This is a genomic window from Paracoccus sp. (in: a-proteobacteria) (assembly GCF_032007265.1).
Taxonomy (GTDB): domain Bacteria; phylum Pseudomonadota; class Alphaproteobacteria; order Rhodobacterales; family Rhodobacteraceae; genus Paracoccus.
The window spans coordinates 18,875-43,734 of the sequence record NZ_DALZMB010000007.1 but is presented as its reverse complement, the minus strand read 5'-3'; the positions used below and the strand labels follow the sequence as shown (position 1 = coordinate 43,734).

The window sequence follows — 24,860 nt, the reverse complement described above, 5'->3', positions numbered from 1 at the left end:
GGTTTCCTCGTAAACATCATCGCCTTTCTTTACTGGCATCGCTGGCGCATGCGCGCGTGGACTGCACCGAAAGTTGTCCGGCGCGTTGTGGTCCGTTTCGGGCGTCTGCCTTAAGCCAGCCTTAAGGCGGCCAATCTATCGGCCATGACCGCGATCACGGGAATATCTGAATGCGTGTGCTTATAGTCGAAGACGATGACATTTTGCGCGACGGTCTAAGTGTCGGCCTGAGGTTGGCAGGGTTCTCGCCCGATGCCGTCGACAATTGCGCCGATGCAGTGGCGGCCTTGGCCGTTGGTGATTTCCAGATCATGGTGCTTGATCTGATGCTGCCTGACGGATCGGGGTTGGACCTTTTGCGCGCGCTGCGCGCAGATGCCGTGGCCTTGCCGGTTCTGATCCTGACGGCGCGTGATCAGCTGCAAGATCGGGTGGCGGGGCTGGATGCCGGGGCCGACGATTATCTGGGTAAACCATTCGAGCTGGACGAGCTGGCCGCCCGATTGCGCGCATTGTTGCGCCGCAATCAGGGGCGACCGCAAAGCCTGTTAAGTTGGAATGGGCTTGTGCTTGATCCGGCGCGGATGCGTGGCAGGCGCGGCGACAAAGATCTGAGCTTTTCCAATCGCGAGTTCACCATCTTGCACGCCTTGATGGAACGTCCCGGCGCGATCCTGACCAAATCCTTGTTGGAAGAGCGGCTATATGGTTGGCAAGAAGAGGTCGAAAGCAACACGGTCGAGGTTCACATCCATAAGCTGCGCGCCAAGTTGGGCGCAGATTACATCGCCACCGTTCGGGGTGCGGGTTACCGCTTGGCTGATGAGTGGAAGGTGACGACATGAACTCGATCCGCAGGCGGCTTTTCGCGATCTTATTGGCGGCCACGGGGCTGGTCTGGCTCTCGGGGGTCATCTGGATTCAATATTCGACCGAAAAGCAGGTGGGGCAGGTGCTTGATCGCCGCCTAGAGGAATCCGCGCGTATGGTTGCCTCGTTGATGGCCCGCAGCGGCAACGATCCGATGACCCATCTTTCTGCGGATCTGGTGAACGACCCCACCGCACAAGAGGGCGGGCATGATTACGCCCGCCAATTGATTTGTCAGGTTTGGGGCTTTGACGGCCAGTTGCGCAGCGCCTCCAAAGGGGCGCCCATGAACGAGCTGGCCGGGCGAACATCGGGGTTCAGTGAGCGTCAGGTCAATGGCGAGGCGTGGCGTATTTATACCTTTGTTGACGAAACCATGGGACTGCGGGTCATGGTGGGGGATTCGCTCAAGGTGCGCAATATGCTGGCCAATGATGTGGCGTTCGGCCTTTTGGCGCCAGCGGTTCTGATCTTGCCGCTGCTGGCACTGCTGATCTGGTGGGCGGTGGCGCGTGGCCTGCGCCCGCTAGAGGAAGTGGCGGCAAATCTGACTTCGCGCCCTGCCTCTGATTTCGGGCCGTTGGATGAAGCCACAGTCCCGACCGAATTGCGGGTGATGACGACGGCCTTGAACGGGCTGTTTTTGCGCGTCGATCATCTGCGCGAACGAGAGCGAAACTTCACAGCTTTTGCCGCCCATGAGCTGAAAACGCCCTTGGCCGGATTAAAGGCGCAAGCCCAGATCGCGGCCATCGCGCCGGATGAGGCGACAAGGAAAAACGCATTGCGCCAGATCACCGAAGCCGTCAATCGAAGCGATCGGCTGGTCGGGCAATTGCTGACCCTAAGCGCCGCAGAAACGCCGATCGAGGCCGAACTGCCCAAACAGGACTGCTCGCGGCTGCTGGCTGATGTCGTCGCGGCAATGCGGCCTTTTGCGCTTTCGCGTGGGGTGGCGCTTGAAACCACAGGCCTTGGGGCGGCGGGTCTGACGGCGCATGTGACATTGCTGACGGCGGCTTTGCGCAATCTGCTTGAAAATGCCATTCTAGCCTCGCCGGCAGGTGCTACGGTCGAGGTGATCATCCGTCGCGATGGCCGCGAAATGGTCTTTGAGGTTTTGGACCGAGGCGCTGGCATCGCTGACGCAGACCGCCCCTATGTGACGGACCGTTTCTATCGCGGGACTGCCAGCCCCTCTGGTGGGGGCAGCGGATTGGGGCTGTCGATTGTCGCTGCTGCGATGACGCGTATGCGTGGCCAACTTATCCTGTCTGCGCGCCCCGGTGGCGGCGAGGCCGTGCAGCTGCGATTTGATCCTGATAGTGCCGACCTTGTGTCAGCCAGTCGGGCCACTAGCTAAAGAAGCAAGAACCGCGAACCACAACCAAGGGTAATTTCATGCGCATTAATGATGATTTCGACAGGCCGATTATCGTGCATGGCGCCAAGCTGGACTGGATTGCCAGCCCCGCTGCGGGTGTCGAGCGGCGCATGTTGTTTCGCATCGGCGATGAGATTGCCCGCGCCACCTCGATCGTGCGCTATGCGCCGGGCAGCAGCTTCCCACGCCACACGCATTCAGGCGGCGAAGAGATTCTTGTGCTGCAAGGTACGTTTCAGGATGAACATGGCGATTATCCGGCGGGCAGCTATTTTCGCAATCCGCCCGGCACCTCGCATATCCCCGCCGCCGCCGAGGGTTGCGTGATCTTTGTGCGGCTGTGGCAATATCGGACCGGGGATCGGGTTCAGATCAATCGACAGCCGGGCGAGGGCACATCCACCACGCCACGCCAAGGGGCACTTAGCGCGCGGATCTTGTTCCAAGACGAAGCCGAGGAAGTTCGGATCGAAGATTGGGCTGCTGATGCTGAAATCCACGTCGAAAATCCGCGCGGATTGGAGTTCATCCTGATCGACGGCACGGCTCGGCTCAATCAAGAAGAAAGCCAAGCGCAAAGCTGGGGTCGCCTTCCCGCAGGCCAGGATTTACTCGCCCGGACTGGCCCTTCGGGCGCTACCATCTGGCTAAGGGATGGCGCGGCCTTGCATCCCGATGTCTTGCCCATGCCACAAATCCAAAAATAATCACTCCCTTTGACCGGCGCCTGGCTGGCGAAAGCCATCCATAGATCAGGTGCCGCAACATGGCGCGGCTGGACGGGATTGCTTGTTCAGCCGCTTGCCAGAAAATCCGCCCTTAGCCCTATTTTCCATATAGGAAACTCTTTTTCCTAATTGGTTGCATGAAAGGTCTTTCTGCACCTATCCTCGACTTTGGCACGCATTTCACCAGAGGAGGCAAAGCAGACGGGGGGGGGACGGCTGACAAAGCTCGTGCCATTGCGCCAATCGATGCCGCCCCAGACGGAAAATACCAAAGGGAGGGACATTGGGATGCAGCTTACACAGCTGAGTACAACGGTAACTTTAACGCTTTTATTCCTGTTTTTCGGCCTGACTTTTCTTGTTTCACTGTCCATTGGACGCAAACAGGAAAACGCCGACGCCTATATGACCGCAGGAAATCAGGTTGGTTTCGGGATCTCGGCGGGATCGATGACGGCGACATGGATCTGGGCGGCCTCTCTTTATGCTGCGGCGACCTCGGGCTATACCTATGGCATCTCTGGGCCGATCCATTACGGGCTTTGGGGGGCATTGATGATTTTGTTCATCTATCCCTTTGGCAAGCGCATCCGCTCTTTGGCGCCCGAGGCCCATTCCTTGGCAGAAATCCTTCAGGCCCGTCACGGTACCTCTAGCCAACTTCTGCTGGCGGGGTCGAATATTCTGGGCAGCCTTCTGAGCATCACCTCGAACTTTATCGCGGGCGGTGCGCTGATCACCATGCTGACGCCGCTTAGCTTTAGCACGGGTATTTTGATCATCGGGGGCGGTATTCTGCTGTATTCGCTGTGGTCGGGAATTCGCACCTCGATCCTGACCGATTTCATGCAGGTTTGCGCCATGTTGGCAGCGGTTGTCATCATCGTGCCAGCAATTTTCTTTGCCGCCGGCGGCCCGGGGATGTTCACCGAAGGTGCGGCCCATCTGACCCAGCAGCAGCAAAGCTTTTTCTCAAGCGATGCCTTCTTTAACCAAGGCGCACCCTATATCGCGGCGGTACTGGCCTATGCCATCGGCAACCAGACCATTGCGCAGCGCCTGTTTGCCGTACGCGAGGATAAGATCCGCGCGACTTTCGTCACCGCGACCTTTGGTTATGGCGCGACCGTGATCGGGATCGGCATGTTGGGGGTCTTGGCACTTTATGCGGGTGTGACGCCGCTTGACGGCAATGCCAACAACCTCGTGCCACAAATGGCCGCCACCTATCTTGGGCCGGCAATGCTGTGCCTGTTCTTCATTCTGATCATCGGCTCGCTTGCCTCGACGGCGGATTCGGATCTCGCGGCTTTGTCCTCGATCGTGATGACGGATATCTATGGCCGCAACTTGGCAAAACCGGGCGAAGTCAAGCCGCATCTGATGCTGCTCGTCGGGCGTTTGACCATGGTCGTAGCGACGATCATCGGGCTCTACCTTGCGGGTAAGCAGTTCAATATCCTTGAACTTCTGGTTCTTGTCGGGGCGATCTGGGGCGCGTTGGTTTTCCCGGTTATCGCCAGCTTTTATTGGGGCAAGGTCACGAACCGTGCCTTTACGGCTGGTGTGCTGGGCGCTCTGATCGTCTTTTTCCCTGTCCGCTTTGGCTGGATTCCCCTGACCGGGCCAGTGGCCATCATCTCGGATATTCTGGCTTGTGTCGGGGTGGGGGTGATCGCTGGTTTGATGTCATTTGGCTTTTTTGGCCGCAATGTCGGGATCGCGGTCGGCGTGCTTGCCGCGCTGGTCGTGCTGCCTTTTGGGGTCGGATTCTTGCATCAATATCCGGTTCTAAGCGCCTCGCTATTGGCCTATGCGGTCAGCACGATCCTATGCGTTGCTTTATCATGGAACAGCGATGAGGACTTCGACTTTTCCACCATTGCCCAGAAAACCCGGCATTTTGATGATCTGGACCCAATGCCAGACGCCAAGGAGGTCACCGTATGAGCCCTTTTTTCCTGACAATCTATGTCCTGATCTGGCCAGCCATTGTGGCGGTCGTGCTGTGGGTGCTTGTCTCGGCCTTCGTCAAGGAATGGCGTGAGGCCAAGCGTGAAGGGCGCCCACTGATCTAAAGCGGGCGTGAGTTTAGCCCAAGCGGCAGCCAGGTCAAATGCCTGGCTGCCGTTTTCGTTTTCGCCTTAGGCCGAACATAAAGCAGGTGAAATCGCCCCAAGGCGGCCCTGAAAGATCAACGCGGCCTGTCATTTCTGGACCCCTGTTTGGCCTCCATGCGTTATGCTTCAAACCAGATACAGCTTGGGGTGTGCGCAGGGGTAGTGCTCGTGCAAACAGGAGAAATTCATCATGTATGATCGCGCCGATTTCACGATCCAGGGTCAGGTCGCTGTCGTCACCGGGGCTGGGGCTGGCATTGGGCGTGCAATCGCCCAGACTTTTGCCGCCGCAGGTGCGAGCGTCATGGTCAGCGATCTGCATCTTGAGGCCGCCGCAGCCGTTGCAGCCGAGATCACCGCTGCGGGCGGTTTGGCGGCCAGCATGGCCTGTGACGTCACACAAGAAGACCAGCTTGCCGCGCTGGTTTCAGGCACTGTCGCGCGATTTGGCAAGCTGACCATCTTGGTCAGCAACGCCGGTGGGGGTGGGCCAAAGCCCTTTGACATGCCCATGTCCGATTTTCGCCGCGCCTTTGATCTGAATGTCTTTTCGCTTTTCCGCCTTGCCCAGCTTGCCGCGCCAGAGATGGAGAAAGCGGGCGCAGGAACGATTTTGGCCATCACGTCGATGGCGGCCGAGAATAAGAACAAGCGCATGGCCGCCTATGGCTCATCCAAGGCCGCCACCAGCCATCTGGTGCGAAATATTGCCTTTGATCTGGGCCCCCGAAATATTCGCGTCAATGGGATCGCCCCCGGTGCGACGCGGACTGATGCGCTGAACTCGGTTCTTAATCCCGAAATTGAGGAAAAGATGTTGAGCCATACCCCGATCAAGCGTTTGGGAGAGCCGCAGGATATGGCCAATGCTGCCTTGTTTCTTTGCTCGCCCGCCGCCAGCTGGATTAGCGGGCAAATCCTGACGGTCTCGGGCGGTGGGGTCCAAGAGCTGGATTAGGGGCGGGGTGTCATGCCGCGGGGCCGGATAGGCCCAATTTTCGTGCTGCACGACTTTCGGCCCAACGAAAGGCATCATTTATCAAAATCGCAAGCAGGCTCAGGACCAGTCCACCTTGCACGATAAAGGCGGTGTTTCCGGTCATCAGACCGGCAATGATCACCTCGCCCAACGACTTTGCTGCGACGGTCGATCCGATCGCGGCGGTCGCCAAAGAGATGATGGTGGCCAAGCGCAGCCCCGACAGGATGGCTGGCAAGCAAAGCGGTAATTCGACCTGCCAAAGCTGCTGACGATTGCTCATGCCACTTGCGCGCCCAGCCTCGATCACCTGTGCCGGAATGCTCGACATGCCGGTCAGCGTTGTCTCAAAAATCGGCAAAAGCGCATAAAGGGACAGGGCGATCAGCGTGGGCTTTGCCCCGAAACCCAAGATGGGAACCGCCAGCGCAAGGACCGCGACCGGGGGAAAGGTTTGGCCGAAATTCGCCAAGGCGCGCGACAGGGGTAAAAATTCGCGACCCGCGGGACGTGAGACCACAACCGCAGCGCCGATACCGATCAGCCCCGCCAGGCTGACGGCCACGGCCACCAGGGCCAGATGATCAAGGGCCAACTGGCGCAGCGGGGTTTGCTGGTAAATCGCAGGTTGGCCGTTTTTGGTCAGCCAGTCGAACAACGGCGCAAAGGCCAAAGGGGCGGCAAGCAGCGCCACAAGAAACGCCAAGGCAGCCAAGCGCAGCGCGACGGCAAGGGCGCGGCTCATCTGGCAGGCTCGGGGAAGCTGTCAAAGCGGGCGGCGCGCTCGATCTTTTCGCGGCTGATGCGGCCTGCGGGTCCACCGATGTCGATAACCGGCAGATAGGCCCGCCCGGACCACAGGCATTCCGACAGGGCCGTTCTAAGTGATGCGCCCGCGTCGATTGGATCGCCGCTTGCCCCGCCCGGTTCGATCAGATCGCGAACCTGCTGGAGCGACAACAGGCGCAAGGCGCGATCCTTGGTGTCGAGCAGCTCGCGCACGAAAGGGGTCGCGGGCCTGATCATGATTTCGGCCGGGGTCGCGAATTGCTGCAAGCGGCCCTTGCTTAGAACGGCAATGCGGTCTGCCAATCGGATCGCCTCATCCATATCATGGGTCACGACGACGACGGTGGTCCCAAATTGCCGCTGTACCTCCAGCAGATCGCGCTGCGCCTTGTCGCGGATGATCGGGTCCAAAGCGCCAAAGGGCTCATCCATGAGCAAGACCGGAGGTTTCGCCGCCAAAGCCCGCGCCACGCCGACACGCTGTTGCTCTCCGCCAGACAGCTCATGTGGCATGCGGTTGCGAAAGACATCGGGATCAAGGTTAAAGATCCGCAAAAGCTCATCGACGCGGTTCTTGATCTGCTGCGGTTCCCATTTCAACAGACGCGGTACCGTGGCAATATTCCGGGCGATGGTCCAATGCGGAAAAAGGCCGTTTCCTTGAATGACATAGCCCATCTGGCGCCGCAAAGCCTCGGGGTGAAGGGTGCGGGTGTCGCGCCCGTTGATGTAAACCGTGCCCGAGCTTGGCTCGATCAGGCGGTTGATCATCCGCAACAGGGTGGTTTTCCCCGAGCCAGACGTGCCGACGATGGCCACGATCTCGCCTGCGGCGATCTCCATCGTGATATCGTCGACGGCCAGATGAGTGCCAAAGCTGCGGCTTAGGTTTTGCACGGATATCATGTTGCACCGGCCACAAGGCTGCGGTCATCGGCAGGTAATGCGCCCCGCGACAAAGCAATCATCGCATCCAGAAAGACGGCGGCGGTAAAGGCCATGATGACCGCAGGAAGCGCGCCCAAAAGCACGAGATCGCTGGCGGTTTGGCTGATCCCTTGAAAGACGAATACGCCCAGACCGCCGCCACCGACCAGGCCAGCGATCACGGTCATGCCGATGTTCTGGACCAAGGTGATGCGGATGCCGGTCAGGATGGCGGGCATCGCCAGCGGAATCTGGACCTGCCACAGACTCTGGCGTGGGCTTAGCCCCATCCCCGCCGCTGCATCAACGACCGGGGCAGGAAGCCTAGCCAATCCGCTGACGGTAGAGGACACAATCGGCAAGAGCGAATAGGCCACAAGCGCGACAAAGGCCGGGGCCGGGCCGATGCCCGCGATGCCGATTGCGCCCGCACCGGGCAAATGTGCAGCAAGCCATGCCATTGGCGCGATCAGCAGGCCAAATAACGCCATCGAGGGAATGGTCTGGATCATGCTTAAGGCGGGCAGCAGGCTGTTGCGCAGCCAGGAAATGCGGGCGCTGATCACGGCCAAGGGCAGTCCGATTGCGCAGGCCGCAGCCAGCGACCCCAGCGATAGCATCAGATGGGTGCGGCATTCGCGCAAAAAGGCATCGGCATGGTTGGCATATTCGCGCATGACCGAAAGATCGCGCCAAAGCCCGCTGCCAAGCGCAAGCCCCAGACAACCCAAAGCCACCAGCAAGCTTGCTAGCCGTGCCATCGGCCCCAGATTTTGACGCACCAAAGCGTCGATAATTGCCAGGGTCAAAGCGGCAAACAGCAACCAGGCCCCCGCACCGACGGAAATGCGCGCATAATCCGTCCCCCCTGCGGCCAGCACGCTTGCCTCGTGCCCCAGCGCCAAGGCCAGCGCCAGCATCGCACCCAAAGCCATCATCAGCCGCACCCAAACGGGCAATCTAAAGGCCAACAGAACCGCGACCAGCGTAAATAGCGCTGCCCAAAGCCTGCCCGAGTATTGGCCCAGATGGATCAGCAGTTGCGGCTCGGCAGGCGCGATGCGGCTGGCGCGCATCAGCAAGAAAGGCAAAAAGAACGTCGCGCCAAAGATCATAACGCCAAAAACTGCGCCGATACGGTCAAATCGGGTTAGGGTTGAGGGGGGCAAGGCTGATCGATTGGGACATTGGCCCCATGCCCCGTGCCTGCCGGGGTCTGGCAGCGCGGGGCGGCTGATCACTTCACAAAGCCATTTTTAAGCAGGAAATCATGGGCAACACTGGCGGCAGGCTGACCCTCGACCTGAACGCGGCCATTCAGATCTTGCAATGTTGCCATATCCAGCTTGGCAAAAATCGGGTTCAGGATGGTTTCGATCTGAGGATATTGCTTCAGCACCGCCTCGCGAATGATCGGAGTGGGCTGATAGACAGGTTGGATCTGTTTGTCATCCTCAAGCGCGACCAACCCGCCCGGCCCTATGCCACCGTCGGTGCCATTCACCATGGCCGCATTTACCCCCGAGGTTTGCTGCGCGGCCGCGGCGATGGTTGCCGCCGTGTCCCCGCCCGACAGTGTCACCAGCTGCTCGGGGGACAGCGTGAAATCATAGGCTTTGTAAAAGGCGGGCAGGGCCGCGGGCGAGGTCACAAACTCGGCCGAGGCCGCCAGTTTCACCTGACCACCTGCTTTGACCCAAGCGCCAAAATCCGAAAGTGTTTTCAGATTGTTTTCCTTGGCCAGATCTTGGCGGACCGCGATCCCCCAGGTGTTATTTGCCGAGGCAGGTTCAAGCCAGACAATGTGATTGGCTGCGTAATCCAGCTCTTTGGCCTTGGTCCAGGCGGCCTGCGGATCATGCCAGATCGGCAGTTCGGGCTGGTTGAAAAAGAAGGCGGCATTGCCCGTATATTCGGGATAGATATCGATCTGGCCCTGGGTGATCGCCTCTCGGATAATTGGGGTCGTGCCCAACTGGACCTTGTCGATCACCGGAATATCAGCCGACTTGAGCGCCTCAAGGATCATATTTCCCAAGACGCTGCCTTCGGTGTCAATTTTCGATGCGACCGTGACATCGGCCATGGCGGGCAGCCCAAGCGACAGGGCAAGTGTCAGTGCAAGAAGCGGCGTTTTCATAGAGGTGACATCCTTTTGCCCGATCACCGCCCCGGACCATGGCCAGGCAAATGCCCAAGCCAGCACTGGCGAAATCGGTTGAAAAACCAACTGTCAGACTAAGCAAACCCCGCTTGGCGCGAATGGTTTCCACATCTTGCGCCAAGATAGGCCGCCAAGTTGCTGCATCCGCCCAGGTGACGGGCAGTATGGTGATGCTTTGGCACCGTGTTTTGCGGCGTCAAATCCCGCTGCGCGAACCCTGATGCATCGAACCGGACGCAGCGATCTGGGGGCGCGGCGGCATCGGGTATGGATGGCTCTTAGTCCGGCAGGGGTAGACGGGCCAACATGCGCGCGGCCATGTCTTCATGGCCAGTTTCCCTCAGCCCCAAAGCCGCGCCTTCATAATCGACCCGCTCGCGATTTTGGCTGAGTTTTGATTTGGCCAGCCGTCGTGTGACCGAGATCCTAAAGGCAACGATCCCATCCAGCATCTGTTGAATATAGTCAGCGGGCGCATCCGTCATGCGCCATGCCGCCGCCCCATTCAGACGGCGCTCGTGGAGGCGCGTCAGCAAAGCGACCGCAGAGCGCTTGGCGTGATCGTCGTGTTGAAAGTGGATGCCGCCGTAGACATGGACGACCTCATAATTCCAGGTCGGAACATGGCGGTGATGTTCCGTCTTGCTTGGATAGAAATTGGGCGAGATATAGGCATCGTCGCGACGAAAGATCGCCATCACATCTTGTCCGTCCGCGATCAGGCGATGCATGTCGTTTGCCAAGGCGACGTGGCCGATCAACGTACCATCGGGGGCTGCAAATACGGGCAGGTGATTGGCGATCAGGCCCGATGGCGTCTGGGCCACAACACAGGCCAAGGGCGCGTCCTGGATGGTTTGGTCAATTGCTTGCGGACTGACTTCGGAAAAATGGGGCGGAATATACATCAAGCCTCGCGACCGTTGAGCCAATATCAACGACTATCGGCCGTTGCCGCGCCCTCGGCAATGGCTAGGCACGACCGAGCGGCGTTTATGCGATCTTTTAGCCGGATTGAGCGGGCTGACACGCGGTGACTTAGGGACGTTTGCGTGGGGCCTTGATCGATTTGTTGCCACGCGGGCCGGTTGCCACGGGCGTATTGCTGCGGTTCTCGGCATCCAGTTTGCGCCAACGCTCGACCCGCGCGGGGTCCAGCTGCCCTGACGCAAGTGCCGCCTGCACTGCACAGCCTGGCTCGTGGGCATGGGTGCAATCGCGAAAGCGACATTGCGGCGCCAGCTCGGTGATTTCCGAGAACAGCACATCCAGACCTACGGAAATATCGCTGACATGCAGGGTGCGGATGCCGGGGGTATCAATCACCCAGCCGCCGCCCGCAATGGCATGGAGCGAGCGCGAGGTGGTGGTGTGGCGGCCTTTGGCGTCATCTTCGCGGATCGAGCCGGTCAGCTGCGCCTCATCACCCGATTTGTTGCTCAGCGTGTTGATCAAGGAAGATTTGCCAACGCCAGAAGAGCCAACAAGGGCCACCGTCTGCCCCGGCCCGCACCACGGCGCCAGGGCCGCGGCGGCTTCGGGGGATTTCCCGTTCAAGCTGATGACGTCCAGCCCGCGCTGCAATCCGGCAACCTGATCGCGGTAATGGCCGGGGTCGGCAACCTGATCGGCCTTGGTCAGCACGATCACCGGCGTCGTCCCGGCCTCATTGGCCAAGGCAAGATAGCGCTCTAGCCGGGCGGGGTTCAGATCCTCATTGCACGAGGTCACAATGAACAAAGTATCGACATTGGCTGCGATCAGCTGGGGGGTGCGCCCCCCCTCGACCCGGCGTTGCAGCAAGGTCCGGGGTTCAAGTTTGCGGATCAACTCATGGCTTTGGGGATCGACCAACACCCAATCCCCGACCGCATAATTTGAGGTATTTGTCAGCGGTGCAAGCTGTAGCCTGACCGAGCCTGCCACCGATTGCGCGGACATGCGACTGCGATGCACGGTTGCAATGCGCATTCGTTCAAGCCCGACCTCATCCGAGGCCAGCTGGTCGTCAAAAAAATCGGTCCACCCAAGGGCGGCAAGAGAGGCGGCGGGATGATCAGATGCAGTATTCACACTGCCTGAATGCGCGCGAGATTGCACGGATGCAAGCCCTGTGATGATCGCCGCGTCAATGCGGGCCGCAGGCGTGTTCAGAAAACGTCGCCCGGATGGGTGGGCTGCCTAATCCGCAAGGGATTGCAGGCTCATATCGGATCGCAATTGATCCAGCTTGCCCGCAATGATTTCGCGAAACTCGGGGGTCATCAGGGTTTGGGGCAAGGAAATCGCCACGCCATAAATCTCGCCCGTGTCGGGATCGCGCATCGCCGTGCCCTGCGCCGCCACACCCGGATAGGATTCGCTATCCGCAGAGGATCGCCCGGTTGCGCGAATGCGCCCAAGAATCTCTTGTAATTCCTCATGGTTGGCAGGGGTGATTTTCGACACGAAGGGCAAGGGCTCGGGGACGCGGCGACGCCATTCCTGATCGTCCAAAAGCGCCAGCATCGCCCGCCCGTTCGAGGTGCTATGCGCGGCGGTGCGATAGCCGGGCGCGGTGGCAATTGCCAGCGGGCTGGGGCCGCGGATCATGCGCAGCACCATCAGATCTGATCCGTCAAAGACCGTGATATATCCGGTGTGGCCAATGGTTTCGCAGATCAGCTGAAAGCGCTTGTTCAAGAGATCAAGGAAATGGTTCTGGCTGCGAAAGATCTGGCCCAGCTCGAACAGCCGCATTCCGGGCGAGTAAAGGCGCGTGTTCGAATCATATTCCAAAAGTCCCGATTCTTTCAGCGCCTTCAGTGCGCGATGGACCGTCGCCTTGGGCCGGTCCAGTCGCCGGGCCAGTTCCGCCTGATTGAAGCTGGGCTCTTCGAACGAGAAAAGCTTAAGGATATCAATAGTATCGCCAAGCGCGCCCATCGCGTCCTCTTTCGTTTCATCACAGTTGAACGATTTCCGATCTAAGCTCAAGTGTTTCATTAATGAAATTCAGTATCAAGAATGAAACAAGTTCTGGACATCGAAAAAATTCCCCTCCTAATCTTGGCTCAACCCTGCCGCGTGAGGGCTGAGCGGGCGTGACCGAAAATGCGCCGCCTTGCCCCTTGAAGCAGATGAACAGCCCGGCCCGGATTCAGGGTCGTGAAGGACTTTGGAGCGAGAGAACATGGCACTGACCGACGGACGTTTGCGCGCGGGGATCGATATCGGCGGCACATTCACGGACTTTATTCTTTTTGATGAGGCCAAGACCGCGATCCGCCTGCACAAGCACCCGACGACGCCGCAAGACCCCTCGCTTGGTGCGCTGAAAGGCCTGAGTGAACTGGTCGCGGCGGCAGGAATTAGCGTGGCTGATCTGGCCGAGGTGGTGCATGGCACGACGCTTGTGACCAATGCCGTGATCGAGCGCAAAGGCGTCAAGGTTGGCCTTGTGACCACCAAGGGCTTCCGCGACATTCTGGAAATCGGGACCGAGCAGCGCTATGATATCTATGATCTGACGCTGGCATTCCCCACCGCTTTGGTCGAGCGCGCCCTGCGTCTTGAGGTCTCTGAGCGCACCGGCGCGGATGGCACGGAAATCCTGCCTTTGAACGCGCAAGACGTACTTGATGCAGCCAATGCGCTGGTCAAGGGCGGGGCCGAGGCGATCGCCATCTGCTTTATTCATGCCTATGCCAATCCTGCCCATGAACAACAGGCGCGCGATCTGATCGCCAAGGCGCATCCGGGAGTTTCGATCTCGATTTCCTCCGAGGTGGTTGCGGAAATCTCGGAATATCAGCGTTTTGTGACGACCTGTGCCAATGCTTATGTGCAACCCTTGATGGATCGCTATCTGGGCCGGTTCGAAAATGAACTGGCGCAGATGGGCTTTCGCGGCGATTTTCGCATGATGCATTCGGCGGGCGGTCTGGTCAGCCTAGAGGCGGCGCGGGCCTATCCGATCCGTTTGCTGGAATCCGGTCCGGCGGGTGGCGCGCTTGCAACCGCGTGGTTTGGCAAGAATGCAGGCCATGACAATGTGATTGCCTTTGACATGGGTGGAACCACCGCCAAGGCCTGCCTGATCGAGGACGGCCGCGCCCATATCGCCTCATTCCTTGAGGCGGGGCGCGAGCATCGCTTCAAAAATGGCTCGGGGCTGCCGATCAAAGCCCCGGTCGTGGATATGATCGAAATCGGCGCGGGCGGCGGTTCGATTGCTTCGATCGATGCGGTCGGACTGATGCAGGTCGGGCCCCATTCCGCCGGATCAGAGCCGGGCCCGGCCTGTTATGGTCGTGGCGGCGATAAACCGACCGTGACGGATGCCAGCGTTGCGCTTGGCTATTATGACCCGGACTTTTTCTTGGGCGGTCGCATGACGCTGGACCTGCCTGCTGCTTCGGCGGCTTTGGAGACCATCGCGGGTCCGCTGGGGATTTCCCCGGTCGAGGCCGCGGCAGGTATTCATCAGGTTGTCGCCGAAAGCATGGCCAATGCCGCACGCATCCATCTGGTCGAAAAGGGCAAGGATCCGCGCGCTTATTCGATGATCGGCTTTGGTGGCGCGGGCCCGGCTTTTGCCGCCCGGGTTGCGCGTATTCTTGGCGTCTCCGAGGTGATCATTCCCCCGGCAAGCGGTGCCGCATCGGCCTTTGGCTTTTTGACCGCGCCCTTGTCATTTGACTATGTGCGCTCGCATCGTACCGTCCTGACACCCCAGATGCAGACGCCAGAATTCACGCGCATCTGCGGCGAACTTGCGGCCGAAGGGCGCGCGCAGCTTGCCCGTGCCGGGGTGGCTGATGCGGATATGACCTTCGAACGGTCGGCCGATATGCGCCTTGTCGGCCAATTGCATGAAATTGCGGTACCTTTGCCCGCGGGCGAGCTGACGGGCGATTCCTATGCGGCAATCCGCGCTGCGTTCGAAAGCGTCTATTCCGCGCGCTACACTCAGGTCCCCGCTGATGCGCGCATCGAGATCTTGTCCTTCCGTACCCGGGCCAGTGGTCCGGTTCCGCAGCTGACCGTGCGTCAGGCCGGGATTGGCGGCCAAGAGGGGCAGGCGCGCAAGGGGTCGCGTCAGACCTATTTCGATGGCGCATGGCAAGAGGCAGGGATCTACGACCGTTATTCGTTGCGCCCAGGTGATCAGGTCAGTGGCCCTGCCATCATCGAAGAGCATGAATCGACCACCATCATCCCGCCCGGCGATCAGGTGAGCATCGATGATATCGGCAATTTGCGCATTGCGATTGCCGCCGCCGGAAAAGGCGCAACCATGGTCGATGCCACGATGTCGCTGGATGAGGCGATGGCGCGTATCGAGGCTGACCCGATTGCCCTTGAGGTGATGTGGAGCCGCCTTGTGAACGTGGCCGAAGAGATGTGGTCGACGGTCTGCCGCACCGCCTTTTCGCTGATCATTTCGGAAAGTCAGGACTTCGGTTGCGCCATTCTGGATCCGCGCGGCGAAACTCTGGCCCATTCCGCGCGGGTGATGCCGGTTTTCAACCTGACGTTGCCGATGGCGGTCAAGGCGATCCTCGCCCGCTATCCCGCCGAAACCATGAAGCCCGGTGATGTCTATATCACCAATGATCCCTGGCTTTGTGCAGGCCATCTGTTCGATCTGGCCATCGTCACCCCGGTCTTTCACCAAGACCGCGTCGTCGCGCTGATGGGCACGGTTGGCCATGTCGGCGATATTGGTGGCTCGCGCGATGGGCTAAGCGTAACCGAGCTTTATGAAGAAGGCATCCAGATCCCGGCGATGAAGCTGGTCAGTGCGGGCGTCGAAAACGAAGATCTCTTCCGCCTCATGGCCGAAAATATTCGCGATAGCGAACAGGTTCTGGGCGATGTCCGCTCATTCGTCGCGGCCAATGCCACGGGCGCAGTGCGGATGCGCAGCTTTATGGACGAATACGGCATGCATGATCTGACTGCTTTTGCGCAGGTCGTGCAGCAGCTTTCGGAAAAAGCCATGCGCGAAGCAATTTCGAACCTCAAGGACGGCGTCTATCACTCTCGCATCTCGAACAACCCGATGGGCGAGACGATGACCTTCCCGCTGAAGGTCACGGTTGCGGGTGATCAGATCGAGTTGGACTTTGAGGGCGCCCCGCCGCAGACCAAAAAAGGCGGTATCAACTGCACGCTGTCCTATACCACGGCCCATGCGACCTATCCGCTCAAATGCATGTTGACGCCGAATGTGCGCGGCAATGCGGGATGCTATCGGGCATTCACCGTCAAGGCGCCGCTTGGCTCGATCCTGAATTGTGAGAAGCCCGCACCCGTATCGCTGCGCACGCGCACGGGCTGGTATATCGCCCCCAATATTTTCCGCGCCATGGCCGAGGCCGCGCCTGCGGTCGTGCAAAGCTTCTCGGGGCTGCCAAGCCTTCTCAGCTTTTACGGAAAAACCGACGAGGGGGCGCTCTTTTACGAGCTGCTGCTTTTGGGCGGGGGACAGGGCGCCTCGGTGTCGGGGGATGGGAAATCCTCGTTGCTGTGGCCAACCTCGGCGGCGACCTCATCGATTGAAATGCTGGAAAGCCGCTCGCCCATCGTGGTTTGGGAAAAGGGGCTGATGACCGACAGCGGCGGTGCGGGGGAATTCCGTGGCGGTCTGGGCGTGCGCGTTCGGATCTCGCGCAGATTGGAAAGCGGCAATGATATTCGTGCAATCGTCTCTCCCGAGGGGGTGGGGCTGCCGGTCGAGGGACTGTTTGGTGGCCTGCCCGGGCTGACCGCGCATGGGGCGATCTTAAGCCTTACCAGCATGGAACAGACCCAGGATTGCGGCACCGGTATGATCCTTGATCTGACTGGAACCGATCAGGTGATCGAGCTGCAACTTGCGGGTGGCTCGGGCTATGGCGATCCCCTGGCCCGTGATCATGCCCGCATTTCCGAGGATCTGCGCCAAGGCTATATCAGCCCCGCCGCTGCCGCGCAGATCTATGGTATTGCCCTGGCAAAAATCGCCGGCGCCGCTTGAAAAATCACTGCCCCCGCTTGATAGAAGCGGGGGCGGCCATTGATCGAACAGGGAAAGCAACAAGATGAACATCAGCCGCCGCACGCTTATGGGGACTGCCCTTTCCGCCGCCGCCCTTGCCGCTTTGCCCGCTACGGCATTCGCCCGTGGCCGCAAGGTTTTGGTCGTGGCCAGCAGCGTCGACATTCCGAACTTCGACCCGCATGTCGCCAGCGGCTATGCCCCGGCCATGCTGTTTCGCAACACCTATGATGCGCTGGTCCGCGTGGTCGCAAACCCGCCGCAGATCGTAGCGGGCCTTGCCAAAAGCTGGACGGTCGCCCCCGATGGGCTAAGCGCGGAGTTCACCCTTGATCCTGAGGCGCGCTTTCAGGATGGCACCCCGGTCACGGCCGATGCCGTCGTCTATTCCTTCGAGCGTATTATCCGCCTCAAGCGCGGCTATTCCTGGATGATCGAAGGCATTCTCGAATCCGGCAGCGTCACGGCAAAAGATGCGCAGACGGTCGCTTTCGCGCTGAAAGCCCCCTTTGCCCCTTTCCTTCAGGTCATCCCCTGGATGTTCATCGTCAACCCTGCCGCCCTCGAGGCGAATAAGGGCGATGACGACGCCCAAAGCTATCTGATGCAGAACACCGCAGGCTCTGGCGCCTTCCGTATGGGCCGCGTCATGCCCGGAAATATGTACGAATTCCTGCGCGTCGAGAATGATTGGCACAAAGATGGTGGCAATCTGGAAGGCGCCATCTGGAAAATCGTCCGCGAAGCCGCAACCGAGCGCATGATGATGCAGCGCGGCGAGGCGCATATCGCCCTCGAACTCTATGCCGAGGATATGGAGGCTCTGGCCAACACCCCCGAAGTTGTTCGCGTGATCGAGCCCGAATACCGGACCTTCTCGATCAAGATGAATACGGCCAAAGGCCCGCTGGCTGATGCCAATCTGCGCAAGGCCGTGTCTTATGCCTATAATTATCAAGGCATGCTCGATAGCGCAGGCCCGGCCGAATTGATGGTCGGCCCGCTGCCCAATGGCATCTTTGGCCATGATCCCGATCTGACGGTTTATCGCCAGGATCTGGCGAAGGCTCAGGAATATCTGGCGAAATCCGACTATAAAGACGGTGGCATCACCCTTAGCGTGCAATATGCGTCGGGCTATGAGAACCAGCGCCGCTGGTGCCTTCTCCTGCTCGAGGCGCTCAAAACGCTCAATATCACGCTCGACATCAAACCCGCGACCTGGCCCGACATCGTGGCATCGGCCCAATCGCCCGATACGATGCCCGATTTCTACTGCATCTTCCAATCGGCCAACTACGCCGATCCCGATAATATCGCCTTCGCGGCCTATCACTCCTCGCGCAATGGCCAGTGGCAAAACCCCGTCTATAACAATCCCCAGGCGGATCGGTTGATCGAGGCCGCCCGTATCGAAATGGACAGCGACAAGCGCAAAGCGCTCTACAAGGATCTGCAAATCCTGCTGGTCGAGGACGCCCCCGACATCTTTGGCGTCCTCGAGATGCGCAAACTCGCCTTGCGCGACAATGTCAAAGGCTATGTCTTTGCCCCGGTCGCCGCCAATTCGATCGAATTGCTGCCACTTTCCCTCGAGTAACCCTGGGACCAGATAAGGCGGCCTGCTGCCTTCTTCATCACCCAAATACCCAATAATCGGGCCGTAAGGCCCGCCTGCCATCAGGGATGCCGATGATCCGTTATGTGATCCGAAGACTTTTACTCATGGTGCCGATGCTGATCGGCCTGACGATGATCGTCTTTGCCATTGCCCGGCTTTTGCCGGGCGATCCGGTGGCCCTGGCTGCTGGGCCGAATGCCACCCCCCAGGTGATCGAAAGCGTACGTCGCGAGTTTGGCCTCGATCACTCTATCCCGGTGCAATATTGGAACTATCTTACCGGGCTGGTGCAAGGCGACTGGGGGGTCTCTATTTTTACGCGCCGTCCGGTCTTTGAGGATATTATGACCTTCCTGCCGGCCACGCTTGAGCTGGTCTTTGCGGCTTTGCTGATCGCAATCTGCCTTGGCATTCCACTGGGGATGGGCGCGGCGGTCTGGCGCAATGGCGTCTTTGACTATCTGACGCGCACTGTCTCCTTGGCCGGGATTGCCATGCCGCGCTTTTTTCTGGCGCTGCTTTTGCAACTCTTTTTCGTAACCTGGCTGGATATCTTGCCGCTCTCCGGGCGTTTCCCACTGATCGAGATGCCCCCGGAAGAGATCACGGGTTTTTACACCATTGATGCGCTTCTGGCGGGCGATTGGTACGGCTTTCAGCTTGCCCTGGCGCATTTGGCACTGCCTGCTTTGGCGATGTCGCTCTCTCCGCTTGCCACGATCATCCGCATGATGCGCGCCTCGACCATCGAGGTGTTGCAACAGGATTACGTGCTGACCGAACGCGCGCTTGGTCTTTCCAACCGGCTGATTTTGTTCAAATACGTTCTCAAAAACGCCATGTCTTCGACCCTGACCGTGATCGGGCTTTATGTCAGTTGGCTTTTGGGGGGCACGGTTTTGGTCGAGACGGTCTTTGACTGGCCGGGGCTTGGTCTTTACGCCACTCAGGCGATCTTAAGCCAGGACTTCATGCCGGTGATCGGCGTCACCTTGGTGATCGCCGTGATCTATCTCTTTGCCATGCTTCTCGTCGATCTGCTTTACGGCGTCTTTAACCCCAAGGTCCGTCAATCATGAGCGATGCAGTCCTGTCCAAACCCGCGATCTCGGCGCGGCGCGAGAACTGGTCGCGTGCCTTTTACCGCTTTCGCCAAAGTGCACTGTCCGTCATCGGGCTTGTGCTGGTGCTGGCGTTGGTCCTGATCGCGCTACTGGCGCCTTTCATTGTGCCCTATCCCGAGCAGGTTGCGGGTGCGACCAATACTGCGGCGCGCTTTTTGGCGCCCAATGCGCAGCATTGGTTCGGCACGAATGCACTGGGTCAGGATGTCTTTTCGCTGGTGATCGCGGGGGCTCCGGTTTCGCTATTTTCGGGCCTGGCGGTGGTTGGAATTTCAGTCGTGATCGGCTGTGCCGTTGGCGCAATCGCGGGCTATTTTGGCGGTTGGGTTGATGAAGTCCTGATGCGCTTCACGGACCTTTTGCTGACAATCCCCGCGTTGATCCTGGCCATGGCGGTGGCCGCCGCCCTTGGTGCCGGGATCATGAATATGATCATCGCAATCTCGATCACATGGTGGCCTGCCTATGCGCGTCTGATCCGCGGAGAGGTCATTGCCAAAAAAGAAGAGCAGTTCATCACTGCGGCCCGTGCGCTTGGCGCAGGGACATCGCGGATCTTGTTGCGCCATATCCTGCCCAACATCATGTCGCCTGTTGTGGTCAAGGCTTCGTTGGATACGGGATTTGCCATTCTGACCGTGGCCTCGCTGGGTTTTGTCGGCATCGGGGTCAAGCCGCCCACGCCGGAATGGGGCACGCTTTTGTCCATCGCGCGTGGCGATATGCCTGATTATTGGTGGACGGCACTTTTCCCGGGATTTGCGATTTTCACTGCCGTATTGGCCTTTAACCTTCTGGGCGATGGGCTGCGCGATGTCCTTGACCCCCGCGCGCGGAGATAGACCATGAGCCTGCTCGAAATCCGCAATCTTAACCTCGCCATGCGCAGCTTTGAGGGCGAAAGCCATATCCTTAAAGGGATTGATCTGACGATCGAGCGCGGTCAGATCTGGGGCATGGTCGGTGAAACCGGCAGCGGAAAGTCACTGACCGGCCTTTCGGTGTCGCGATTGATCCCGCCTGCTACCGGGCGCTATCTGGACGGTCAGATCCTGTTCGAGGGCCGTGATGTGCTGCAAGCCTCCGAGCGCGAGATGCGACAGCTGCGCGGGCGCAAGATCGGCATGATCTTTCAAGATCCGACCACCAACCTGAACCCGGCCTTTCGGATCGGCACGCAATTGGTTGATGTCGCTTTGCATGCCGCCGAACAAGATCCGTCCATCCTAGGGCTTGCTGGCGGAGCCTCGCGCCGTGAACGCCGCCGCGCCGCGCGGGCAAAGGCCATCGAGATGTTGGGCGAGGTCGGCATCCCCGATCCAGAATCCCGGCTTGAGGCCTATCCACATCAATTCTCGGGCGGGATGAAGCAGCGGATGCTGATCGCCATGGCGATGATCGGTAAACCCGATCTGCTGATCGCCGATGAGCCGACGACCGCGCTTGACGTTTCAGTGCAGGCTCAGATCTTGCGGCTGATCCATGAGCTGGTCGAGAAAAGCAATATCGGCGTGCTGCTGATCACCCACAACCTTGGCGTCGTGGCGCAGATCTGTACGCATACTGCCGTGATGTATCGCGGCCGCATCTTGGAAACGGGGCCAGTGCGCGACGTGCTAAAAAATCCCAGCCATACCTATACTCGCGCCTTATTGGCAGCAATTCCGACGGTTCACACCAAGCGCGGAGAGTTGCAAGGCATTGGCACGATCATGGAGGGAATGGGCGCATGAGCCTTGAGATACGTAACCTCTCCAAGGTCTTTGGCCCCTCGAAACGCAAGCTCTTTTCCAAGGGCGAAGGGTTTCGTGTTCTTGATGACATCAGCCTGAGCGTGCGCAAAGGCTCGAGCTTTGGGCTTGTGGGTGAATCCGGTTCGGGCAAAACCACTTTGACGCGCTGCATTCTGCGGTTGGAAACCCTTACGGCTGGCCAGATTCTGTTTGATGGCCAAGACATCCACAACCTTGACGCGGCAGCGCTGCGCCGTTTGCGGTCACGGCTGCAAATCGTGTTTCAGGATCCCTATGCCTCGCTTGATCCGCGCATGACGATTCATGACATCATTGCCGAGCCGCTGCAGATCCACCGCGAGCTTTTTCCCATGAGCGCACGTCAGCGCAGCGACCGGGTGCTGGAACTGCTCGAGGATGTCGGGCTTGGCGCGGCTCATCTTTATCGCTACCCGCATGAGTTTTCAGGCGGCCAGCGGCAGCGTGTGGGCATCGCCCGCGCTCTTGCCGTCAATCCCGAATTCCTGATCTTGGACGAGCCGACCTCGGCGCTGGATGTGTCGGTTCAGGCGGATGTGTTGAACCTGTTGCACCGCTTGCAGCAAAAGCTGGGGCTGACCTATTTCTTTATCAGCCATGATCTGGGCGTGATCCGCTATATCTGCGACGAGGTTGCGGTGATCTATCGTGGCAAGCTGGTCGAGCAGGGACCGGTCGATCAGATTTTTGACCATCCGCAAAGCGATTATACCCGCACGCTGCTGGCCGCCATGCCCGACCCCGATCCGGACAAATCACCCTTTCGACGCAATCAAGGTGCCGCATGAACCAGATGTCCGATCTGCAAAAACTGGCCGCCGAGGCGGGTGAATGGCGGCGCGAACTGCACCAGATCCCCGAGATCCTGTTCGATCTGCCCCAAACCTCTGGGTTCGTTGCAGATAAGCTGCGCAGTTTTGGCTGTGACGAGGTGCACACCGGCATTGCCACTTCGGGCGTCGTCGCGGTGATCCGCGGCAAGAACGGGCAGGGCCGTTCGATCGCGTTGCGCGCGGATATGGATGCGTTGCAGATCGAAGAGCAAACCAACCTGCCCCATGCCAGCAAAAATCCGGGCCGGATGCATGCCTGCGGTCATGATGGGCACACCGCGATGCTGTTGGCGGCGGCGCAGGCGCTTTGTAAGAGCCGCGACTTTGAGGGGCAGGTCGTTTTGATTTTTCAGCCCGCCGAAGAGGGCGGGGGCGGCGCGCGGGTGATGTTGGCCGAGGGGCTGCTGGATCGGTTTGCCATCGACGAAGTCTACGCCATGCACAACCAGCCCGGCCTGCCAGTTGGGGCATTTGCTTCGCGGGCGGGGTCGCTTTTGGCGGCGGGTGATCGCTTTGTCATCACCTTGACGGGGCGGGGGGGCCATGCGGCATCGCCCCATCTTTGTAATGATGCGGTCGTGGCGCAGGCCCATCTTGTGGTGGCGTTGCAATCCATTGCCGCCCGTCACACCGACCCCGTCGATCACGCCGTTCTATCCGTCACTTATTTGTCCGCAGGCAGCGCAGATGCCCTGAATGTCATTCCCGCGCAGTTGCGCCTGGGCGGCACGATCCGCGCCCTGAACCCCAAAGTGCGCCTGTCGAATGAGCAGCGTCTCCGCGAGATCGTGGCAGGTATCGCACAAACCTTTGACATCGAGGCCGAGTTGGAATGGCGTCCGGGCTATCCTGTGACGGTCAATGATCCCGCTATGGTTCACCATGCCTTGGCCGCGGCGCGCAGTCTGCAAAGCGGATCGGTGGATGACGATTTTCCCCCGGAAATGGGCTCGGAGGATTTTTCCTATATGTTGGAAAAGCGGCCCGGCGCACTTGTGTGGATCGGCAATGGAGACAGTGCCGATCTGCATCATCCGGGCTATGATTTTAACGATGCAGCGATCCTTCCGGGCCTAAGATACTGGTTGGCACTGGTCCAAGCGCGACTGGGATAACAGGGGGGCTTGCCCCCTTTTTCCTAAAATCCCGAACGAAATCCGCTGCCACCGCACACAGGTGACGCCGCGTAACTTGACGCGCGATCTTCGTCTTAAAACCTTGGTCCTAGCCCCCGTGCAGCGCGACAAAACGCCCTCGAGCCACAGGGCCTTTGTCGCTTTTGGTCAGCCGTTACAGGCCGCACAAGGCGTGATCGGTCAGGATGACCATTTGGATCAAACGGGTCTGACATGCCGCTGAACGCGTGATCGCAACGACTGTCGCGCGGCCAGTTTCACCCAAAATGTCCGTGTTGAGGTTTCTTATGATCGCGTTTGCGTGATAGTTAGGATTCCGAGGACAACTGGAGGAATGTTATGAATAAAAGGATCTTAATTGGGCTGGCCGCAGCCATCGGGATCTTTGCCCAAGGCGTCGCCGCGCAAGAGATGTCGTTTTTCCGCATCGGAACGGGTGGCACTGCGGGAACCTATTATCCGATCGGCGGTCTGATCGCGAATGCCATTTCCAACCCGCCCGGCTCGCGTGCATGCGAGGATGGCGGCTCGTGCGGCGTGCCGGGCCTGATTGCGACTGCGGTTGCCTCGAACGGTTCGGTCGGCAATATCAATGCCATTAACGGCGGCCAGATGGAGGCCGGATTCACCCAATCCGATGTCGCCTATTGGGCGCAGACCGGCACGGGCCTGTGGGACAGCCAGCCTGCTGTCGAAAAGCTGCGCCTGATTGCCAACCTTTATCCCGAAAGCATCCATCTGGTTGCCCGTGCCGATGCGGGAATCGAGACGGTCGCGGATCTGAAGGGCAAGCGGGTATCCCTTGACGAGCCGGGCTCGGGGACGCTGGTCGATGCCAAGATCATCCTCGAAGGCTATGGCCTGTCGGAAAGCGATGTGAAGGCCGAATACCTCAAACCTGATCAGGCGTCGGACCGGATGCGCGATGGCGGCATGGATGCCTTTTTCTTTGTCGGAGGCTTTCCAGCAGGTGCGATCGCGGAACTGGCAAGCCAGCACAGCATCAAGCTGATTCCGATCGATGGCGAAGCGGCTGACAAGCTGCGTGAAAAATACAGCTTCTTTGCGGCCGACAGCTTTCCTGCCGGAACCTACAAAGGCCAAGATGCTGACGTGCCAACGATCTCGGTTGGTGCCCAACTCGTGACCAGTGCCGATCAGCCCGAAGAGCTGGTCTATAACATCACCAAGGCACTTTATAACGAAAGCACCCAAAAGCTGTTTGCGGCAGGTCATGCCAAGGGCAAGCTGATCACGCTTGACAGCGCCACCAAGGGTGCGGGCATCCCGTTCCACGCCGGCGCCGAAAAGTTTTACAAGGAAGCTGGTAAAATCCAGTAACGCCTGCGGATCAAGAGCAGTGCCACGGCCCTTCGGGGCCGTGTTTCG

21 protein-coding genes are annotated in these 24,860 nt (G+C 59.5%); 14 read left to right on the top strand and 7 right to left on the bottom strand.

Going from position 1 to position 24,860, the window contains the following annotated elements:
* Window positions 1-170: 170 nt before the first annotated feature.
* From RTS12_RS03020 to hdhA, 6 genes are all read left to right on the top strand, one after another.
* Window positions 171-845: a response regulator transcription factor gene (locus RTS12_RS03020; RefSeq protein WP_312525347.1), complete on the top strand. Its 675-nt coding sequence runs from the start codon at window positions 171-173 to the stop codon at window positions 843-845.
* On the top strand, window positions 842-2,233 hold the full coding sequence (locus RTS12_RS03015) for an ATP-binding protein (RefSeq protein ID WP_312525345.1): 1,392 nt from the start codon (window positions 842-844) through the stop codon (window positions 2,231-2,233). Before RTS12_RS03020 ends, RTS12_RS03015 begins: the two co-directional genes overlap by 4 nt.
* A gap of 38 nt (window positions 2,234-2,271) precedes the next feature.
* Window positions 2,272-2,961 (top strand): cupin domain-containing protein, encoded by a 690-nt coding sequence (locus tag RTS12_RS03010; protein ID WP_312525343.1) that lies wholly within the window; start codon window positions 2,272-2,274, stop codon window positions 2,959-2,961.
* A 309-nt stretch (window positions 2,962-3,270) separates the two neighbouring features.
* A complete protein-coding gene (locus RTS12_RS03005) occupies window positions 3,271-4,932 on the top strand; it encodes a sodium:solute symporter family transporter (protein WP_312525342.1) in 1,662 nt (553 codons plus the stop codon).
* On the top strand, window positions 4,929-5,060 hold the full coding sequence (locus tag RTS12_RS03000; protein ID WP_312525340.1) for a putative transporter small subunit: 132 nt from the start codon (window positions 4,929-4,931) through the stop codon (window positions 5,058-5,060). The genes RTS12_RS03005 and RTS12_RS03000 overlap by 4 nt, the downstream gene beginning before the upstream one ends.
* Before the next feature lie 232 nt (window positions 5,061-5,292).
* Complete coding sequence (gene hdhA / locus RTS12_RS02995; protein ID WP_312525339.1) at window positions 5,293-6,060, top strand: 7-alpha-hydroxysteroid dehydrogenase; 768 nt, start codon at window positions 5,293-5,295, stop codon at window positions 6,058-6,060.
* 10 nt (window positions 6,061-6,070) lie between these two features.
* Here hdhA and RTS12_RS02990 read toward each other — a convergent pair whose 3' ends face one another.
* From RTS12_RS02990 to RTS12_RS02960, 7 genes are all read right to left on the bottom strand, one after another.
* Window positions 6,071-6,826 carry an ABC transporter permease gene (locus RTS12_RS02990; RefSeq protein WP_312525337.1) on the bottom strand — a complete coding sequence of 252 codons (756 nt, stop codon included), beginning with the start codon at window positions 6,824-6,826 and terminating at the stop codon, window positions 6,071-6,073.
* Window positions 6,823-7,776, bottom strand: coding sequence for an ABC transporter ATP-binding protein (locus RTS12_RS02985; protein WP_312525335.1), 954 nt, complete (start codon window positions 7,774-7,776; stop codon window positions 6,823-6,825). Before RTS12_RS02985 ends, RTS12_RS02990 begins: the two co-directional genes overlap by 4 nt.
* Entirely contained in the window at window positions 7,773-8,966 is a 1,194-nt protein-coding gene (locus RTS12_RS02980; protein ID WP_312525332.1) for an ABC transporter permease, read from the bottom strand. The genes RTS12_RS02985 and RTS12_RS02980 overlap by 4 nt, the downstream gene beginning before the upstream one ends.
* 68 nt (window positions 8,967-9,034) lie before the next feature.
* A complete protein-coding gene (locus RTS12_RS02975) occupies window positions 9,035-9,937 on the bottom strand; it encodes an ABC transporter substrate-binding protein (protein WP_312525330.1) in 903 nt (300 codons plus the stop codon).
* Between the two features lie 302 nt (window positions 9,938-10,239).
* Window positions 10,240-10,869 carry an FMN-binding negative transcriptional regulator gene (locus RTS12_RS02970; RefSeq protein ID WP_312525328.1) on the bottom strand — a complete coding sequence of 210 codons (630 nt, stop codon included), beginning with the start codon at window positions 10,867-10,869 and terminating at the stop codon, window positions 10,240-10,242.
* A gap of 130 nt (window positions 10,870-10,999) precedes the next feature.
* Window positions 11,000-12,034 carry a ribosome small subunit-dependent GTPase A gene (rsgA, locus tag RTS12_RS02965; RefSeq protein WP_312525326.1) on the bottom strand — a complete coding sequence of 345 codons (1,035 nt, stop codon included), beginning with the start codon at window positions 12,032-12,034 and terminating at the stop codon, window positions 11,000-11,002.
* A 108-nt stretch (window positions 12,035-12,142) separates the two neighbouring features.
* Entirely contained in the window at window positions 12,143-12,886 is a 744-nt protein-coding gene (locus RTS12_RS02960; RefSeq protein ID WP_312525324.1) for an IclR family transcriptional regulator, read from the bottom strand.
* Window positions 12,887-13,133: 247 nt separating this feature from the next.
* On the opposite strand from RTS12_RS02960, the gene RTS12_RS02955 reads away from it, so the two are divergent.
* The 8 genes from RTS12_RS02955 (at window position 13,134) to RTS12_RS02920 (ending at window position 24,812) form a co-directional block, all read left to right on the top strand.
* On the top strand, window positions 13,134-16,964 hold the full coding sequence (locus RTS12_RS02955; protein ID WP_312525322.1) for a hydantoinase B/oxoprolinase family protein: 3,831 nt from the start codon (window positions 13,134-13,136) through the stop codon (window positions 16,962-16,964).
* 64 nt (window positions 16,965-17,028) lie between these two features.
* Entirely contained in the window at window positions 17,029-18,585 is a 1,557-nt protein-coding gene (locus RTS12_RS02950) for an ABC transporter substrate-binding protein (protein ID WP_312525320.1), read from the top strand.
* A 92-nt stretch (window positions 18,586-18,677) separates the two neighbouring features.
* Window positions 18,678-19,685: an ABC transporter permease gene (locus tag RTS12_RS02945; RefSeq protein WP_312525318.1), complete on the top strand. Its 1,008-nt coding sequence runs from the start codon at window positions 18,678-18,680 to the stop codon at window positions 19,683-19,685.
* Window positions 19,682-20,572, top strand: a complete 891-nt coding sequence (locus RTS12_RS02940; protein ID WP_312525316.1) for an ABC transporter permease — start codon at window positions 19,682-19,684, stop codon at window positions 20,570-20,572. Before RTS12_RS02945 ends, RTS12_RS02940 begins: the two co-directional genes overlap by 4 nt.
* A 3-nt stretch (window positions 20,573-20,575) precedes the next feature.
* Window positions 20,576-21,463, top strand: a complete 888-nt coding sequence (locus tag RTS12_RS02935) for an ABC transporter ATP-binding protein (RefSeq protein WP_312525314.1) — start codon at window positions 20,576-20,578, stop codon at window positions 21,461-21,463.
* Entirely contained in the window at window positions 21,460-22,290 is an 831-nt protein-coding gene (locus RTS12_RS02930) for an ATP-binding cassette domain-containing protein (RefSeq protein WP_312525312.1), read from the top strand. The genes RTS12_RS02935 and RTS12_RS02930 overlap by 4 nt, the downstream gene beginning before the upstream one ends.
* The gene (locus RTS12_RS02925) at window positions 22,287-23,450 is read left to right on the top strand and encodes a M20 aminoacylase family protein (protein ID WP_312525310.1); all 1,164 of its coding nucleotides are present in this window, start codon (window positions 22,287-22,289) and stop codon (window positions 23,448-23,450) included. The genes RTS12_RS02930 and RTS12_RS02925 overlap by 4 nt, the downstream gene beginning before the upstream one ends.
* Window positions 23,451-23,810: 360 nt before the next feature.
* Window positions 23,811-24,812: a TAXI family TRAP transporter solute-binding subunit gene (locus RTS12_RS02920; protein ID WP_312525308.1), complete on the top strand. Its 1,002-nt coding sequence runs from the start codon at window positions 23,811-23,813 to the stop codon at window positions 24,810-24,812.
* Window positions 24,813-24,860 lie beyond the last annotated feature (48 nt).

What these genes read in the sequence shown, in the direction of transcription:
- RTS12_RS02960 (WP_312525324.1), bottom strand. Translation starts at nt 12,886, where the DNA reads ATGGGCGCGCTTGGCGATACTATTGATATCCTTAAGCTTTTCTCGTTC.
- RTS12_RS03015 (WP_312525345.1), top strand. Translation starts at nt 842, where the DNA reads ATGAACTCGATCCGCAGGCGGCTTTTCGCGATCTTATTGGCGGCCACG.
- RTS12_RS03010 (WP_312525343.1), top strand. Translation starts at nt 2,272, where the DNA reads ATGCGCATTAATGATGATTTCGACAGGCCGATTATCGTGCATGGCGCC.
- RTS12_RS02945 (WP_312525318.1), top strand. Translation starts at nt 18,678, where the DNA reads ATGATCCGTTATGTGATCCGAAGACTTTTACTCATGGTGCCGATGCTG.
- RTS12_RS02970 (WP_312525328.1), bottom strand. Translation starts at nt 10,869, where the DNA reads ATGTATATTCCGCCCCATTTTTCCGAAGTCAGTCCGCAAGCAATTGAC.
- hdhA (WP_312525339.1), top strand. Translation starts at nt 5,293, where the DNA reads ATGTATGATCGCGCCGATTTCACGATCCAGGGTCAGGTCGCTGTCGTC.
- RTS12_RS02975 (WP_312525330.1), bottom strand. Translation starts at nt 9,937, where the DNA reads ATGAAAACGCCGCTTCTTGCACTGACACTTGCCCTGTCGCTTGGGCTG.
- RTS12_RS03000 (WP_312525340.1), top strand. Translation starts at nt 4,929, where the DNA reads ATGAGCCCTTTTTTCCTGACAATCTATGTCCTGATCTGGCCAGCCATT.
- RTS12_RS02950 (WP_312525320.1), top strand. Translation starts at nt 17,029, where the DNA reads ATGAACATCAGCCGCCGCACGCTTATGGGGACTGCCCTTTCCGCCGCC.
- RTS12_RS03020 (WP_312525347.1), top strand. Translation starts at nt 171, where the DNA reads ATGCGTGTGCTTATAGTCGAAGACGATGACATTTTGCGCGACGGTCTA.
- RTS12_RS03005 (WP_312525342.1), top strand. Translation starts at nt 3,271, where the DNA reads ATGCAGCTTACACAGCTGAGTACAACGGTAACTTTAACGCTTTTATTC.
- RTS12_RS02920 (WP_312525308.1), top strand. Translation starts at nt 23,811, where the DNA reads ATGAATAAAAGGATCTTAATTGGGCTGGCCGCAGCCATCGGGATCTTT.
- RTS12_RS02930 (WP_312525312.1), top strand. Translation starts at nt 21,460, where the DNA reads ATGAGCCTTGAGATACGTAACCTCTCCAAGGTCTTTGGCCCCTCGAAA.
- RTS12_RS02925 (WP_312525310.1), top strand. Translation starts at nt 22,287, where the DNA reads ATGAACCAGATGTCCGATCTGCAAAAACTGGCCGCCGAGGCGGGTGAA.
- RTS12_RS02955 (WP_312525322.1), top strand. Translation starts at nt 13,134, where the DNA reads ATGGCACTGACCGACGGACGTTTGCGCGCGGGGATCGATATCGGCGGC.
- RTS12_RS02940 (WP_312525316.1), top strand. Translation starts at nt 19,682, where the DNA reads ATGAGCGATGCAGTCCTGTCCAAACCCGCGATCTCGGCGCGGCGCGAG.
- RTS12_RS02985 (WP_312525335.1), bottom strand. Translation starts at nt 7,776, where the DNA reads ATGATATCCGTGCAAAACCTAAGCCGCAGCTTTGGCACTCATCTGGCC.
- RTS12_RS02990 (WP_312525337.1), bottom strand. Translation starts at nt 6,826, where the DNA reads ATGAGCCGCGCCCTTGCCGTCGCGCTGCGCTTGGCTGCCTTGGCGTTT.
- RTS12_RS02935 (WP_312525314.1), top strand. Translation starts at nt 20,576, where the DNA reads ATGAGCCTGCTCGAAATCCGCAATCTTAACCTCGCCATGCGCAGCTTT.